The organism is Pelagibacterium sp. (assembly GCF_965249125.1).
GTDB lineage: Bacteria > Pseudomonadota > Alphaproteobacteria > Rhizobiales > Devosiaceae > Pelagibacterium.
On the sequence record NZ_OZ252217.1, the window covers coordinates 1088737 to 1105156 of the forward strand.

11 protein-coding genes are annotated in these 16420 nt (G+C 62.8%); 8 read left to right on the plus strand and 3 right to left on the minus strand.

Annotation, left to right across the window (positions count from 1 at the left end; translation table 11 throughout):
* Positions 1-60: 60 nt before the first annotated feature.
* The gene (locus ACP148_RS05370; protein WP_421951581.1) at positions 61-864 is read left to right on the plus strand and encodes a UDP-2,3-diacylglucosamine diphosphatase; all 804 of its coding nucleotides are present in this window, start codon (positions 61-63) and stop codon (positions 862-864) included.
* Positions 861-1886 (plus strand): glycosyltransferase family 4 protein, encoded by a 1026-nt coding sequence (locus ACP148_RS05375; RefSeq protein WP_421951582.1) that lies wholly within the window; start codon positions 861-863, stop codon positions 1884-1886. Before ACP148_RS05370 ends, ACP148_RS05375 begins: the two co-directional genes overlap by 4 nt.
* A gap of 57 nt (positions 1887-1943) precedes the next feature.
* Here ACP148_RS05375 and ACP148_RS05380 read toward each other — a convergent pair whose 3' ends face one another.
* Positions 1944-7250 carry a hypothetical protein gene (locus ACP148_RS05380; protein WP_421951583.1) on the minus strand — a complete coding sequence of 1769 codons (5307 nt, stop codon included), beginning with the start codon at positions 7248-7250 and terminating at the stop codon, positions 1944-1946.
* Positions 7251-7583: 333 nt separating this feature from the next.
* Here ACP148_RS05380 and ACP148_RS05385 point away from each other — a divergent pair, with 333 nt between their 5' ends.
* Positions 7584-7964: an Hpt domain-containing protein gene (locus ACP148_RS05385; protein ID WP_421951584.1), complete on the plus strand. Its 381-nt coding sequence runs from the start codon at positions 7584-7586 to the stop codon at positions 7962-7964.
* A gap of 143 nt (positions 7965-8107) precedes the next feature.
* The gene (locus tag ACP148_RS05390; RefSeq protein WP_421951585.1) at positions 8108-8428 is read left to right on the plus strand and encodes a 2Fe-2S iron-sulfur cluster-binding protein; all 321 of its coding nucleotides are present in this window, start codon (positions 8108-8110) and stop codon (positions 8426-8428) included.
* 229 nt (positions 8429-8657) lie between these two features.
* On the opposite strand, the gene ACP148_RS05395 is transcribed toward ACP148_RS05390, so the two are convergent.
* Together ACP148_RS05395 and ACP148_RS05400 are read right to left on the minus strand one after the other, a co-directional pair.
* Positions 8658-10475: a metallophosphoesterase family protein gene (locus tag ACP148_RS05395; protein ID WP_421951586.1), complete on the minus strand. Its 1818-nt coding sequence runs from the start codon at positions 10473-10475 to the stop codon at positions 8658-8660.
* Between the two features lie 429 nt (positions 10476-10904).
* Entirely contained in the window at positions 10905-11132 is a 228-nt protein-coding gene (locus ACP148_RS05400) for a DUF2798 domain-containing protein (protein WP_421951587.1), read from the minus strand.
* A gap of 474 nt (positions 11133-11606) precedes the next feature.
* Between ACP148_RS05400 and cysG the strand changes: the two genes are divergently transcribed.
* From cysG to ACP148_RS05420, 4 genes are all read left to right on the plus strand, one after another.
* Positions 11607-13001 carry a siroheme synthase CysG gene (gene cysG, locus ACP148_RS05405; protein ID WP_421951588.1) on the plus strand — a complete coding sequence of 465 codons (1395 nt, stop codon included), beginning with the start codon at positions 11607-11609 and terminating at the stop codon, positions 12999-13001.
* 159 nt (positions 13002-13160) lie between these two features.
* Positions 13161-13469, plus strand: coding sequence for a DUF2849 domain-containing protein (locus ACP148_RS05410; protein ID WP_421951589.1), 309 nt, complete (start codon positions 13161-13163; stop codon positions 13467-13469).
* On the plus strand, positions 13456-15114 hold the full coding sequence (locus tag ACP148_RS05415) for a nitrite/sulfite reductase (RefSeq protein WP_421951590.1): 1659 nt from the start codon (positions 13456-13458) through the stop codon (positions 15112-15114). Before ACP148_RS05410 ends, ACP148_RS05415 begins: the two co-directional genes overlap by 14 nt.
* Complete coding sequence (locus ACP148_RS05420; RefSeq protein WP_421951591.1) at positions 15101-16384, plus strand: phosphoadenylyl-sulfate reductase; 1284 nt, start codon at positions 15101-15103, stop codon at positions 16382-16384. Before ACP148_RS05415 ends, ACP148_RS05420 begins: the two co-directional genes overlap by 14 nt.
* Positions 16385-16420: the final 36 nt, after the last annotated feature.

Sequence of the window (16420 nt, forward strand, 5' to 3'; positions counted from 1 at the left end):
TAAAGTTGTGCAAATCAGGCATTCGGACAGTCGCGAGCCAACAGCCTTGCGGTCCGTTCAATGCACTCCGCATCAAAACCACTCCAGTTGCGCGCCCTGTTCATCAGCGACACGCATCTGGGAATGCGCGGCGCCCAGGCGGGCGCGCTGCTGGACTTTCTTCAGTCGGTCGACGCCGAATGCATCTATCTTGTCGGCGATTTCGTCGATGGGTGGAAGCTGAGGAAAAGCTGGCATTGGCCACCAGCCTGCAACCGGGTGATCCAGCATCTGCTCGACTGCACGCGCAAGGGTGCGCGCATCGTCTATGTGCCGGGCAACCACGATGAATTCCTGCGCGAGTTCGCAGCACTCCGGTTTGGCGGCATAGATGTTCGCGAACGCGCCATCCATACCGGCGCGGACGGGCGGCGCTATCTGGTGATCCATGGCGACCAGTTCGACGTGGTCGTGCGCCACGCCCGCTGGGTGTCCTGGCTGGGTGACCTTTCCTACAACCTGGCGTTACGCGCCGCCATGATCGTCAACCGGGTGCGACAAAGGCTGGGGCGTCCGCGGTGGTCGCTTTCGGGTTGGGCGCGGGCTAATGTGGGACGGGCCGCAGCGCTGATCGCGCGGTTCGAGACGGCGCTGGTGCGCGAAGCGGCAGAGCAGGGGTTCGACGGCGTTGTCTGCGGGCATATTCATGCAGCGGCGATCACCACCCATGGCAGCGTCACCTATCTCAATTGCGGCGACTGGGTCGAAAACTGCACGGCCATCGCGGAGACACGAGAAGGGCGGTTCGAGTTGATCCGCTGGGTCGAGGCGACGGCGCCGAGCCGCCAACCGGCCGTCTCCCTCGGGCAGGAGACTGCCCCATGACGCGGCTGCTGATTGTGTCCGACGCCTGGCATCCGCAAGTGAACGGTGTCGTCCGTTCGCTCGAAAATGTGGGGAACACGCTGACGCGGCGCGGATATGAGGTGAGGTACCTGACGCCCGAGCCGTTCTGGACGTTGCCCCTGCCGACCTATTCGGAAATCCGGGTGCCGCTGCCATCGCTGCGGGTGGTACAGGACATGATCGCCGATTTTGCGCCCGACCATATCCATATTGCCACCGAAGGCCCGCTCGGGCTTGCCGCACGCACGTTGTGCGTGACGCGCAACCTTGCCTTTACCACCAGCTATCACACGCGCTTTCCCGAATATCTGGCGGCGCGCCTGCCGGTGCCGGTCGAATGGAGCTATGGCTATTTGCGCTGGTTCCATGCCGCGGCGGCGGCGACCATGGTGCCAACGCCCTCGGTGCTCAAATATTTGCGGCGACGGTTTTTCCGCCATCTCGCCGTGTGGTCGCGCGGGGTGGATCTTTCGGCGTTCAGTCCCGGACCCAGGGCGGTGTTTGCCGGACTGCCGGGTCCGCACCTTCTCTATGTGGGGCGCGTCGCTATCGAAAAGAATATCGAAGCGTTCCTCGAGCTGGAGCACAGGGGCACCAAAATCGTGGTCGGGGAGGGCCCCGAGCGAGGGGCGCTCATGCATCGGTTTCCCGACGTCGTCTTTACAGGTCAGCTTACGGGCGCGGTATTGCGGGATGCCTATCGCAGTGCCGATGTTTTCGTCTTTCCCTCGCGCACGGACACGTTCGGCAATGTCATGCTCGAATCCATGGCTTGCGGCACGCCGGTCGCTGCCTATCCCGTGATGGGGCCGATCGATGTGATCGGGGCGGGAAGGGGTGGGGCGCTGAATGAAAATCTGGCGGTGGCCGTGCAACGGGCGCTGAGCATCCCGCGATCCGAGGCGATTTCCAGGGCCGGGGAATTTACCTGGGAGGCGGCGGCGGACCAGTTTGCGCGGCGTCTTGCGCCGATCCGGGCGCGTGTTGGGATTGCGGCATAGAGGCGAAACAAAAACGCACCCCGGAGGGTGCGTTCTCGCAATTCAAGTCTGGTCGCCTCAGTTGAGACGCCCGCTGGCGTGGGCGAGCATTGTATAGACCTTGCCCCGGTTGCTCATGAGCTGGTTGAAGGTTTGTTGCATGCCATTGGGGCCGTTGGCCGCTTCGCCGAGCAATTGCTCGAACTCGCTCATATAGGCGGTTGCCGTGCGCGAAAATTCGGGGTCGCGCTGCAGCTTGCGGCGCACCTCGTCGAAGGTCGACTGGCCGGTGATGGTATAGAGCCGGCGATTGAAGGCACCCGATTCCCCGTCCTGATAGCGGTTCCAGGCAGCGGCGAGGGCATCGTCGTCGATGGCGCGGGCGATGTCTTCGGTCAGGCTCGAAAGGTTGAGCGGACGCTGGGTGCCTGCCTGCTGGCTGGCCGAGGCGTTGCGCAGGACATCGCGCAGCCATCCCCCCTCTTGCGGGGCCGCAGGCGCGGCGGCGGGCGCCGGCTGCTGCTGATTGCCGCGGGACTGGGTGAGCGCTTCGTTGAGGCGTTCGGACGGTGATTTTTCAGTCTGGGCCGGACGCGGCTGGGTGATGACCGGTGCCTGCTGGCGGGCCGGTTCGGGCTGCCGGGCCGGAGCAGGGCGCGCCGGCTGGGGCGCCGGTTCAGCGCGACGGGCGGGCTCGGCTGCAGCAAGCCTTGCCGAAGGAGCGCGCGGCGTGGAGCGGCTGGACACTTCATGGGTGCCCGGCTGGGCCCGCACAATGGCATTGAGCTCGGATAGCGCCTCGATCTGTTCGGCAACCACGCGGCGCATCGCGGCGGCGCTGGCGCGGGTTTCCTCGGGCAGGTCGAGCACGGAGCGCTGCAATTCGTTGCGGGTCGCTTCGAGTTCCTGGCCGAGTTGGGATGCCGTCATGCGCATGGCGTCGGCGGTGTCGCCAAACCGGCGGGTGGCGTCGGAGTAGGCGCGTTCGATATCGGCAAGCAGATCGGCCTGGGTCTGGCGCAGGGCATCGCTGGCGCGCTGGCCCTCGCCCGAGGCGAGATCGCCAATGGTCGAAATCTGGCCGGTGACAGCATCCGATGTCGAAGCCAGTGCCTCTTCCATGGCTTTACGAGCCGTGATCAGGCGACGCTCGGTCTGATTGACGGTTTCGGCGATCGACTGGGCAAAGCCGCGCAGACGGTTGTCGATTTCCTCGGTGCGGACGGCAAAGCCTTCGGCCAGCGATTCCATGGCACCGCGCCGGTTTTCGAGCGTGTCCATCGTGGAGTTGGACACCTCGGCCAGATTGGCGGCGGCACTGGTGAACCCGTCGGTCTCCGAACCCAGCTTGCCCGAAAGTTCGCCAAACTGTTCCAGCATTGCAGACATGGTGTTCTGCAGCGCCTCCACGTGCTGGCTCATCATCGCGCCAGCCTGCTCGGTGCCCGCCATCGCGTCGCGGACGGCGGTGGTATAGGCCTGAGTCTGTTCACCGACATTGCCCTGCAGGCGCGCGAGGTTGCCGGTCGAGGCTTCGAGAACCCGCTGAAGCAGCAGATTGCCGTCGTTGAGCTTGCGCAGCGACTCCGTGATCTCGTGCTGAATGCGGTTGGACGATTCCGACATGATGTCTTCGGCGTCGCGGGCATTGGCTTCGAGGGCGGCGCGCAGCAGATTGGTCTGGCTTCCAAGCGCGTTGGTAAGCTGGTTCTGCTTGGTGTCGATGAGTTCGGCGAACCGGTCGGTGTGTTCGGAGACGATCCGGTTGATCTCGGAGGCCTTGCGACCAAGCTCATCGGCGGTATTGACGGCGCGCACTTCCACAAGATCCTCGATATGAACGGACGCGACCTTGAGTTCTTCCATGGCCTTGCGGACAACGGCGTCCATACGCATGGCGGTCTGTTCGACATCGGCGGAGATGTTGGCGGTAACGCTAGCCAGCCTGTCGTTGAGCACCTCTTCGATCCGGCTGGCACCGGACTCGAGGTCGGACATGGACTGGCCGATGGCGCTGTGAATCGAGCCGGTGAGGGTGGATTCGATGCGGTCGGCGCCGCTTTCGAGATCCCGCATGGAATCGGTGATCGTTCCGTGGATAGCCTCGTTGAGGCCCGCCAGACGCTCGGCGGTGATTTCGGCGCGGGTGGTGATCGCTTCGGGAAGGGTGCCCAGGCGGTCGTCCACCATCTCGGTGATGGCGCTGCGCGCTTCTGTGAGCCGCGATTCCACAAGGTCCGCAGCATCGCGGGCGCTCTGGCTGACCGAGGAGGCCGCCTCGCCGATCCTGGCGGTAACGCCGGATTCCGCACCGCTGATCTTGTCCACAGCGGCGTCGATCTCCCGACCGATGTTCGAATTGAGTTCGGCGACCTTGCTCTCGATGAGTTCGGACACCTGGGTCGAGCGGCCCTCCATGGTCTCGGTGACGCTTGCGAGGCTGCCATCGATGGTGGCGCGGATGCGCTCGCCCGAGGCATCGACGGCGGTGGTAAGTTCGCCTGTCTTGCCGGAAATCGATTCCGCCATGTGGCGGGCTTTTTCGTCCAGCGCTTCTTCGAGGCCACGAGCCTGTTGGGTAATCGAACGTTCGAGGCGTTCCGCCGATTCATCGATAACCCCGCCCATGTGACGGGTGCGCTCGGTCAGCGTTTCCGAGAGCTGGCTCGAGGTGATGTCGAGCATCGAATTCATGGCGTTAGCGCGCTCGGCCAACGTGTCGTCGATCTGGGTGGTGCGGGCTGCGAGCGCGGTATCGAGCTGAGCCGTGCGCGCATCGAGGGCCGAGGTCAGCTGCTCGGAGCGGCTGTCGAGTGCCGACGTGAACTGTGCGGCCCGACCGTCGAGAGCAGACGTGAACGTCCCGGTCCGGCCATCAAGGGCCGCGGCGAGCTGCTCGGCCCGGCTATCGATGGCGGAGGTCAGATTGCTTGCTCGGCTTTCGATGACGGACGCGATTTCCTCGGCGCGGCCATCAAGGGCGGCGCCAATCTGTTCGGCCCTGCCGTCAAATGCGGAGGTCAGTGCTTCAGTGCGGATGTCGAGGCTGGAATTGAGCGCGTCAGCGCGTGTGTCGAGCGCAGCGGACAGGGCATCGGTGCGGAGGTCCACAGCCGATGTGATGGCTTCGGCGCGTGCGTCCAGGGCCTCGGTGAGCGCGGCGGTCTTGGCGTCTGCCATGGCGCCAAAGCTCTCGCCGCCGGTCTCAAGGGCGTTGGCAAGGGCGCGGCCCTTGTCGTCGAGCAGGGTTTCGAGCCGGTTGGACCGCTCGGCGATCTCGGAGGTGTGGGCATCGAGCGAGGAGACGAGCTTTTCGCCCTTCTCGCCCACTATGGTATCGACCTGGCCGATGCGGCTGTCGAGGATGACGGAGATTTCGTCAACCCGCGCATTGAGCTGGGCCAGCGTGTCGGTGCCTGCACGGGTGAGGATGTCGCGTGTCCGATCGGTCGACTCCTCGAGTGCGCTGTCCAGACGCAGGCTCATGGATTCGATCTGGCTCTGGAGAGCGTTGGACTGGATGGAGAAAGTCTCATCGAGCCGGCTGGTGATCCGGCTCAAGGTTGCTTCGGCCTCTTCGGCGCGACCGGCAATGCCATTGGAGACGGTTTCGCCCAGAGCAGCGAAGCTGGACCCGAGCGCTTCGGATCGGCGCGTGAAATCCACAAGTATGGATTCGGTCGAGTCCTTGAGGACGTCGCCGATGGTTGCCGACTTCTCCTCGATCGCCGCCGAAAGCGAGATGGTGTGGGAGTCGAGCGAGTTCACCAGGGAATTGATGCGTGCATCGACATTCTCGGTGACCTCGCGGGCGCGCTGGTCGAGCGCTTCGGTCAAGGCATCGGTGCGACGGCCAAAGGCGGTCTCAATGCTTTCCACGCCCACGCCGAGTGCGTCGGCAAGCGCTTCGGCACGGCCCTCGAATGCCGCCCTGACTTCGGAAACGCCGGTTCCCAGGGCAGTTGCGAGCGCGTCGGCCTGGCCGGCAAAGGCGGCATGAACATCCTCGACGCCAGTGCCCAGAACCCTGGCAATCGCCTCGGCGCGACCTTCGAACGCGGTTTCGATGCGGCCAACGCCGGCACCCAGAGCGTCTTCGAGAATCTGGTTGCGGCTGTCCAGCGCGTTGGTGAGCTCGGACGTTCTGGCATCGAACAGGGTGTTGAGCTGGCCCGTCGTGTCGCTAAGGGCAGCTTCGACCATGCTCGAATGGCCTTCGAGCGCAATCTGAACGCTCGAAGCACTGGAGGTGAGTACGGTATCGAGCCGGTCGGTCGAGGTATCGATGGCGCTGGCGAGCGCTTCGGCCTTGTCGGTCAGCTTGCCATCGAGCCGGCTGGAGCTGTCGTCAAGCGCCATGATAAGGTCGGCGGTGCGGCCCTCGATGGTTTCATTAAAGCTCTGCGAGCGGCGCTCGAAAGTGGTTTCGATGGTCGTTCCGGCCGCTTCGATCGATTGCGTCATCGCGGTGGCGCGCTCGGAAAGCGCCTGGGTGATTTCGCCGCCGGTGGTCTTGAGGCGGTCGGTGATCGATGTGCCGATTTCGTTGAGGTCGGTGGTCACATTTCCATGTACCGCCGCGATGGCTTCGCGCATGCGCTCGGAATTGGTGACGACGGCATCGCGCTGGCTGGCCAGTTCCTCGATCAACTGACGCATGCGCGTTTCGTTGTCGGAATAGGTGCGCTCGAGGGCGGTCACTTCATTGTGGACCATCACTTCGAGTTCGCCGGCGCGGGAAAGGGCGCGTTCGAGGCCATCGCCGATGGCGTTCACTTCGCGGCGCACAGCCTGGCCGACGGTGGCGATCTTGTGGGCTGCGGCGGATTCGGGCTCGGTCAGGCGCATGGCGGCCTGGGTCATCGAGGCTGCGGCAAGGCGCAGATCCTGGGCGCGGCGCACAAGGAAGGCAATGGAAATCATTGCCAGAATGGGCAGGGCGATGATCGCGGCGAGCGCAGCGAAATCAAGGCTCTGGACAAATTCTGCGACCGAAAGTCCTTCAGTGAAACGCGGGCCGTAGCGCAGCGCGGCGATCAGTCCGACGCCGATCAGCCAGAGAAGGGAGGTGGTAATGGCAAACCAGATCGGCGCGTTGGAGGCGCGCGATTGGAGCGCGTAAAGCGCGGAAGCGGCGGTGGATCGGTCGTCATTGGCGACCGAGGAGGCCTGGGCGGCGATCTTGTCGGCGGCGCGCAGGCGCTCGGTGTTGGTGGGGCCTTCACGGCGCTGCTCGCGCCTCGGCTCGCGATTTGCCGGCTGGCTTTCTACCTTGCGGGCAGGCTTGTCATCCATCGAGAAGACCGAGTCCTTGAGTGCGTTTTCGACAGCTGAAAACGCAAGCGCTGCCGGATCGTCCTTGGGTGGGGTCGACTTTTTCGCCATACTCTCAATACTCTTTACTTATGCGCCGCATTTTAGAAAAACAGCTTTTACGGCAATACCTTGGCGGGAGCTAACCGCTTCGGACGCATTGCCGGCCGGGACACAAACACGCGGAAACACCCCCGCAAAACGCACCCGATGGCCACTTCTCTATCCTGAGTTATACACGGTTTGGGGCCATTGCTGAAATCTTTATTAAAAGACCGTTAACGACCTTTTTCGTGTACCATCGGGAAGCGAAAATATAGCAGATATCAGTGATTAAGGGTCTTTTTATCCAATCAGGGTTAAGCTGGCGGTAGTGATTGTGACGGTGGTGTGATGGTGGCGGAAATGATGCAGCCGGGTCGGAAGGGTGGTCTCGATTCTGTGCGGGTGGACAGGACCAGCCGGCCGATCGATCTGGTGCATCTGGCCCGCCAGACGCTTGGGGACAGGGCACTTGAGTGCGAAGTGCTGCGCATGTTCGAAAAGCAGGTGGCGATCTATTTCGAACGGGTGAGCGCGGCGACCGATCCGCATGAAATAACCCTGGGACTTCATACGCTTAAGGGCGCCGCGCAGGGAATCGGCGCGATGGTTCTGGCCTCCCAGGCGCGGGCGGCGGAGGTCGAGTTCGCGCGCGACGGCAGGCTGGACGAAGAGACGCTGGCCGATCTGGGCATGGCGGTTTCCGAGGTGTGCGGCTACATCTGCTCGATCGTTTCGGACTGAATTTTCGCGCCAACAATGGTCCTAAAATCTATGGACTTGAGTGTTCGGTAGCCCCACATTTGCGAACATTGGCACGCTTGTGCGCGCGGGCGCGTTTTCCTATATCCGGGACACCTCACAGATTTATCCCCGGAGCATCCCTTATGCCTATGATCACGTTCGTTGAACCCGATGGCGCGCGCCGCGAAGTTGAAGCGGAAAATGGCGCGACGCTGATGGAGACGGCGATTCGGAACGGGGTGCGTGGCATCGTGGCCGAGTGCGGCGGTGCGTGCACCTGCGCGACCTGCCATGTGTATGTGGAAGAGGAGTGGTACGGGGTGACGGGGGGGCCATCCTCGATGGAAGAGGACATGCTCGATTTCGCCTTCGACGTCAAAGACACCAGCCGGCTGTCGTGCCAGATCAAGATCCGGGATGAACTCGATGGGCTGGTGGTGTATGTGCCCAGCCGCCAAGGGTAGGATCGGCGAGGGTCTATCTGAAAGGGTTGTTTCCCGCTCCATCGCTTCCCCGGCGAAAGCCGGGGGCCAGCAGCATGAAAACAGATATCGTTGCTTGATGAAGCTCTCATGGGCCCCGGCTTTCGCCGGGGAAGCGAAGGGAGTGATGCCCGGCCCAACCCGTGCACCTGAATGCAAAAGCCCCGCCGGAGCAGCCCCGCCGGAGCGGGGCTTTCCTTTTTTGGAGCGATCAGTTCAGCACGAAGCGGTCGAAGAGTTCGACTTCGCCCTCGGGGTCGGTGGTGTCGAAGACGTAAGAGCTGACCGTCGTGCCCTCGGGGCCGGTTTCGAGAACCGAGAATGCGGTCATCTCGTTGCTGGCGATGCAGGGGAGGTCTTCGCCGGAAGAGGCGTTGGCCATGGGCGAAAATTCGGTCGGGCTGACCGGCTCATAGCCATGGGGATCGCCGGTTACAGCATAGTCGGCGGGGTCGTAGTCGAACCCCGAGGGCGCGTTGCCGCGGGCCTGGTGGCCTTCGACGTAGCAGCCGTAATTATTCCCGACGTTCGAGGTTTCGAGAATGTTCATGCCCTGTGGATTCACGAAGCGATACCAGACATGGGAATGGCCGGTGTGGACAAGCTGCACGCCGGCGTCCGAGAGCAGGGGTTCGACGTGGTTGACGAACACATCGGCATCGACCGGGTAGTCATAGCGCACGCTGGAAAGGCGCCCGGCATCATCATAGTCGAGGATCTGCTCGGGGTGCGCGTAGGCGGGAATTGAATTGTCGCCCATGCCGTGGGCCGGGTGGTGCATCAGGGCCAGCTTGACGGGAGCCGATGTGAATTCTTCGCTCTCGAGAGCCGAGACCAGCCAATCATATTGCTCGGAGCCTTCGGCCATGTCTTCGAAGATGAATTCGCCCCAGCCCCAATTGTCGGGCTTGTCGAGATCGGCGGTGGCTTCGCGGTATTTGCCGCGAACGCCTTCGTCCTGCGAAGGGGAGCGCCAGATGCGGGTGCCATAAAGGCCGATCAGGAACACATCACCATAGCGGATGGCGTAATAGGTTTCCTCGCCGGGACCGTCTGCGGGCAGGGTGAAAATTTCCTCGTAGGTTGTGGTGTTGAACGAATTGTCTGCGATCCACTGTTCGCGGATTTCGGGATCTCCCGAGGGATTGTAGAGGTCGGCATTGGCCTCGTAGAGCGCTTCGGCAACAGCGCGGGGACGCGGGTCGTTGAACTGGCTGCCCAGCGTTGTGGCGGGATTGTAGCGGCCCATCACCTCGTGATTGCCGACCACCGGGAACAGCGGGGCGTTCTGGATGATTTCGCCGCCATGATAGGTCGTCGTCGTATCGAAGGTGATATCGCCTTCAGTGCGCGACTGGGCCAAGGCGTATGCTGCGTGGCCTTGAAGGCCGGGGAAGAAGGCAAAGCCGCGATTGTCGTCGAACCATTCCGAGGCGCGATCGGGGATGTTCTGGAGGTCGCCCGCAAAAAACACCGCGTCGAGCTCGCCGACATTTTCGGCGATCTTTTGCATGTTGGTGGGGGTCATCGGCTTGAGCTGATGATCGGAGGTCAAAAGGATGCGCAGGGGCTGGCCCTCGGCAGGAAGCGGAGCGAGGGAAAATTGGCGGCTTTCGACGATATCGCCATCGGCATCGGTCGAGCGCACGAAATAGGGCGCACGCTCGCCCGAAGTCAGCCCGTCTACATGGGCTTGGTGCCGCCAGACGTCGCGGATGGCAGTGGCGGGATAGACCGAGCCGTCGCCATTCTGGGTGCCGACCCAGGACTGATTGTCTTCGGCCAGGCGGCTCATCTTCATGGTTTCGGCGGCAAATTCGCGTTCGCCTACCACGACTGTGTGATTTTCGCCTTCGAACTCGGTGAACCAGACAACATGAACGCCGTCCTGGGTGGGGAGTTGCAGGAACGGATCGGTCAAAAGGCGCTCATCGGCCCGATCGGCCTGAGCCATGGCAGGGGCCGGTGCGAGAAGGGCGGTGGCGGCGAGAAGGCCAGCCAGCAAACGGGTCTTGGGGGAGGGAATCATTGCGTCCAGTCTCCATTGGGAAGGTATGGGACGGCTGTACGGTCGGCGGTTTACAGGGGCGTGACAGGGGCATGTCAGCGCGGTGACAAGGGTGGGCTGTGCGAGGGGCCTTGAGCGAGGGCGGAGGAAGGCCCCCTCACCCGGAGCTTGCTTTGCAAGCTCCGACCTCTCCCCCAAGGGAGAGGTGAACCCGGCGCTGGCGGCATTCTTGCCTCTCCCTTGGGGGAGAGGGGTGGGGCGAAGTGAGGTTAGCGGGCTTGAGCGATGGCGGCTTTGCCCAAGGCCAGCAGCGCACAAAAAGAAAGGCCCCCTCACCCGGACCTTGCTTTGCAAGCTCCGACCTCTCCCCCAAGGGAGAGGTGAACCCGGCGGAGAGGTGGGCGCGGGGCCATGGGTGAGGGGGCTTTGCTCAAGTCTTTGAGCGGTCGGCTATTTTGCGGCGGCGGTCAGGCGTCCGGAGATGGCGAATGCGATTCTTCCCACCGGGAGCGTCAGGCAGAAGGCGATGGGCCAGGCGATGATGAAGGATTTCGGCCAGCTGGCCAGCCATTCAGGCGTTGGACCGAGGGCGATGAACCCCATGATTCCGGACATGGAAAAGGCCATCGTCAGCGTGATGAGGGCCTGGGCGATCAAAAGAGAGTATTTGTTGGGCATGTCGATCTCACAATGGCGGGTGGAGAACGGCAGATCGAAAATCCACCATTGGCACCACCCAAATCAGGGGTTGGCGCCGTGGGTTCGCACATTGCGACAATCCCGCGATTGCGGGTGCCGGAATAACCAGACCGGCCGGGATCTTTTCGACGGCGCAGGATTATGCCAGCGGCGAAAGAAGGGCAAGGGCAAAGACGGAGCGCGTTGGCGCTTCTAGACTATCTTTTGAGTCGTGTTTTTCGTGCCGGTAGGGAGAGGGAAATTTATTCGCGCATTGGCAGCTTGCCCGCGCGCGGTGTTCCAAGGGCTTGGATGGGAGGGAAATAACTCTCCGAAAGCCGTTCTAGAGCTTGCTGGACGGGCCGAAAACACCTAATTTTGCACACGTTTGGCAGAGCGCGTGTCTTTTTTCCGGCCCGGCCGCCAATTCCAGAAACTGAACCGATCTCGTTTGCGGCCAGGAGAACCTCACCCGTGGCACGGCTTAACACATTCCCGGTTTCGGTCGCCGTCAAAGGGCGGCGCATCGTCATTGTGGGCGGTGACGCCGAAGCACTGGCCAAGGCGCGGCTGGCGGTCAAGACCAGCGCGGAAGTGGTGCTGTTTGCCCGTGAGTTCGAGGCCGATTTTGCCGGGTTGGATGTGACGCTGTTCGAGCGCGACGTCGAGGCCGGAGATTTCGCCAATGCTGCGCTGGTCTTTGTTGCCGATCATGGGCCCGACGGCGCGCGGGCGCTGAAACTGGCGCGCGAGGCCGGTGTGCCGGTCAACGAGGTCGACGTTCCGGAAAACTGCGATTTCTTCACCCCGGCTATTGTGGATCGGGCGCCGATTTCCATTGCCATCTCGTCGGAAGGCGATGCGCCGGTGCTGGCGCGGCTGGTGCGGGCCAAGATCGAGGCGATGCTTTCGCCCCGGCTTGGCGATATCGCCCGGCTGGCCGGGTCGATGCGCGAGAAGGTTTCAGCGCTGCTTGCCGATGGCGTTGCGCGGCGACGCTATTACGAGGCGCTGGTTACGGCGCCCGGAATCGAAGGTGCGCTTGCGGTCGGTCAGGGCGAGGCGAAGGCCGATGCGCTGCTGGCCGAATATGCCGAAGCGGCATCGGGCAAGGGCGTCGTGTGGCTGATCGGGGCAGGGCCGGGAGCCGAGGATCTGCTGACGCTGCGCGCGCAGCGCCTGTTGCAGGAAGCCGACGTTATCGTTCACGACCAGTTGGTGCCCTCGGCCGTTGTCGAAATGGGGCGGCGCGATGCCGACCGGATTTCGGTGGGCAAGGCCAAAGGCCATCATTCGTTTTCGCAGGCCCAGATCAACACGCTGATCGTGCGGCTGGCCCGCGAGGGCAAGAAGGTGGCGCGGCTCAAATCGGGCGATCCGATGGTGTTCGGGCGCGCCGGTGAGGAAATCGCGGCGCTGCGCAAGGCAGGGATCGACTATTCAATCGTGCCGGGCGTCACCTCGGCATTGGCGGCGGCAGCCGATACGGCAACGCCGGTGACGTTGCGCAAGGTGTCCTCGGGCTTCGTTTTCGCCACGGCGCATGGCGCGGACAATTCCGATCTTGCCCATTGGGCCTCGCTGGCCCAATCAGGGCTGACGCTGGGGCTCTATATGGGCAAGTCGATTGCCGGGCAGGTGGCGGGCGATCTCATGAGCCACGGGCTTTCGGGCGCGGTGCCGGTGGGGATCGTGGTCAATGCCGGGCGGGCCGATAAAACGCTTTATGCGGGCACTGTGGGCGAGCTGGCGTCGGGCGCTATCGATTTCGTCGACGGGCCGGCGATCATCTTTATCGGCGAAGCGGTGGCCGAGGGCGATTGGGCGCGGGCCGAGGCGATCGCGGCGCAGGCGGAACGGGTGGCGTGATGGTGCGCGGTGTGGCTGGCGTTCGGGATGGTGATGCCGATGCGGAGTGTACTGGATCCCGGCTCAGGGCCGGGATGACGGCGGTGGGTTTGGTTGCTCTGGGTGCTGACCGGGCATCGATAAAATGAATCCGATGGTTTCTGTAACGTATTGAGTGAAATGACGAAAATCCTCACAGGCAATGAACTGCTCTCCGGGGCGACGGTGTATCTCGATGCGCAAGGCAATTGGGTCGAGGACATTCAGGCTGCGCGGGTGTTTGCAAAGGACGAGGCCGAGGCGCTCGAGGCCGCGATGGCGGCGACAAAGGCGACCGGGCGCATCATCAGCCTTGAAACCGAGGACGTCGAAACGATCAACGGCGTGATCCACGCCAACCGTATCCGCGAGCGCATAAGGTCCGAAGGGCCGACCGCACCGCGCTTTGACCGCCAGCATCTGGGCGAGGACGAACATGTATCGATATGACGAATTTGACTCCGCGTTTGTTTCCGAGCGCGTCGAGCAGTTTTCAGACCAGGTGCGCCGCCGTATCTCGGGGGAATTGACCGAAGACCAGTTCCGGCCCCTGCGGCTGATGAACGGGCTTTATCTGCAGCTTCACGCCTATATGCTGCGCGTGGCGGTGCCCTATGGCACGCTGAGTTCAAAGCAGATGCGGATGCTGGGCCATATCGCGCGCAAATATGATCGCGGATACGGGCATTTCACGACGCGGCAGAACATCCAGTATAACTGGCCGAAACTGCGCGATATTCCCGAAATTCTCGCCGATCTGGCCAGCGTGGAGATGCATGCCATCCAGACGTCGGGAAACTGCATTCGGAACGTGACGACCGACCAGTTCGCCGGTGCGGCGGCCGACGAGATCATCGATCCGCGTCCGGTGGCCGAGATCATCCGGCAATGGTCGAGCCTGCATCCCGAATTCACCTTCCTGCCGCGCAAGTTCAAGATCGCCATTACCGGCGCGCCAAACGACCGGGCGGCGGTGAAATTCCACGATATCGGGCTGATGGCGCAGACGAACGGGTCGGGCGAAATCGGCTGGGCGGTGTATGTGGGTGGCGGGCTGGGCCGCACGCCGATGATCGCCAAGCTCATCAACGGGTTTGTGCCGCACGAGCATTTGCTGGCCTATCTGGAATCCATTTTGCGGGTCTATAACCGCTATGGGCGGCGCGACAACAAGTACAAGGCGCGCATCAAGATCCTCGTGCACGAGGAGGGGCTGGAGACCATCAAGGCGCAGGTGGAGGACGAGTTTTCCCATATGCGCGGCGGGGTGCTGACGCTGCCCGAGGCCGAGCTGGACCGGATCAACGCCTATTTCGCGCAGCCGGCCTATGTCGATCACGGCGTCGTTTCGATCGATGTGGAACGGGAAAAAATTCTCGATCCGGCCTATGGGCGGTTTCTGGAGAACAACACGTTTCCCCATGCGCGGTCGGGCTACACCTCGATCACCATTTCACTCAAACCCATCGGCGGGGCGCCCGGCGATGCGACGGCGGAACAGATGGAAGCTGTGGCGGACCTGGCCGAGCGCTATTCGTTCGACGAGGTGCGGGTGACCCATGAGCAGAATTTGGTGCTGCCCCATGTGGCGCTTGCCGATCTGCGGGCGGTTTATGACGGGTTGGTGGAAGCGGGGCTGGCGGACGCCAATTCAGGCGAGATCACCGACATGATCACCTGCCCGGGGCTCGATTTCTGCGCACTGGCCAATGCGCGCTCGATCCCTATTGCGCAGGATATTTCGCGGCGCTTTGCGGCGCCGGATCGGCAAAAGGAAATCGGCAAGCTCAAGATCAAGATTTCGGGCTGCATCAATGCCTGCGGGCATCACCATGTGGGCCATATCGGCATATTGGGCGTCGAAAAGAAGGGCACCGAACTCTACCAGATCACCGTGGGCGGTGACGGCACCGAAGAGGCGTCGGTGGGCAAGATCTTGGGCCCGGGGTTCGTTGCCGAAGAGGTTCCGGGCGCCATCGAGCGGCTGGTCGATGCCTATATCGCCCAGCGCACGACAGAGGACGAAACGTTTATTTCAGCCTATCGGCGGCTGGGGGATGCGCCGTTCAAGGAGGCGCTCTATGGCAATGGCTAGCCCGATCATCACCGCTGCCGAACCCAAAGTGGACAAGCTGCGCCAGCTCGGCATCCTCTCGCTCAACGGCATGTTCGACGAGATGGACGCCGAGGCCGTGCTGCGTCAGGCGGTCGAGGAATTGCTGCCGGGCGAGATCGCCATGGTCTCCTCGTTCGGGGCGGATTCGGCGGTGCTTTTGCATCTGGTGAGCCAGGTCGACAAGGATCTGCCGGTCTATTTTCTAGAGACGGGCAAGCATTTTTCCGAGACGCTCGATTATGTCGAAACGCTGAAATCGCAGCTCGGGCTGACCAATGTGATCACGCTCCATCCCGACAGCGCCGACATCAAGCGCTTCGATCCCGATGGCACGCTTTGGGAGAACGATCCGGATTCGTGCTGCCATATCCGCAAGACCGAGCCGCTCGAAAAGGTGCTTTCGGGCTATGGCGGCTGGGTGACGGGGCGCAAGCGCTTCCAGACCGCCGAACGCGGCGTGCTGCCGCATTTCGAGCTGACCAGCGACGATCGTATCAAGGTCAATCCATTGGCCTACTTTACCCATGAGGACATTGATGCGTACAAGGCGGCCCATGGGCTGCCCGAGCATCCGCTGTTCGAGCGCGGGTACAAATCCATAGGCTGTGCTCCGTGCACCAGCGCCGTGGCGGACGGGGAAGACCCCCGGGCCGGCCGGTGGCGCGGGCGCGACAAGCGCGAGTGCGGCATTCATTTCGACTTCAACGGGAGCATCGCGAAACCGGTGAGCCAATCTTCTTTGACTCTCTATAAGGACGGTGCGTTCAAGGCCGATCCCTGGCGCTTGTGGGCCGAGGGCGATGCGGCCGCCGATGTGCGCTACACCCATGTGCCGCTGACAGTGTTCGTCGAGAACCGCGATGTGTTCCTGGCCAGCCCGCACCCTATCGGGTTGCTGGTCAGCCCGGGCGAGAAGGTCGAGGACGTGGCCGACGATCTGGGCAGGTTCTCTTCGATTGCCATCAACTTCCCGGCCTTTACCGACGGGCGGGGCTATTCGAGCGCGCGGCTGTTGCGCGAGCGGTACGGCTATGACGGGGAGTTGCGGGCGGTAGGCGACGTGCTGACCGACCAGATCCCCTTCATGCGCCGCTGCGGTATCGATGCGTTCGTTGTCGTCAACGGGCCGACGCGCGCGGCGCTGGAAAAAGATGCGCTGGCCGAGGTATCGCGCTATTACCAGCCCGTTGGGGCCCGCGTTGAAATTCCGGCAGGCACGCGGCCGTTTCTGAGGCGGCCGTCCAATTGATCCATACTTGACACTTGGTGTCATATATATATCCCA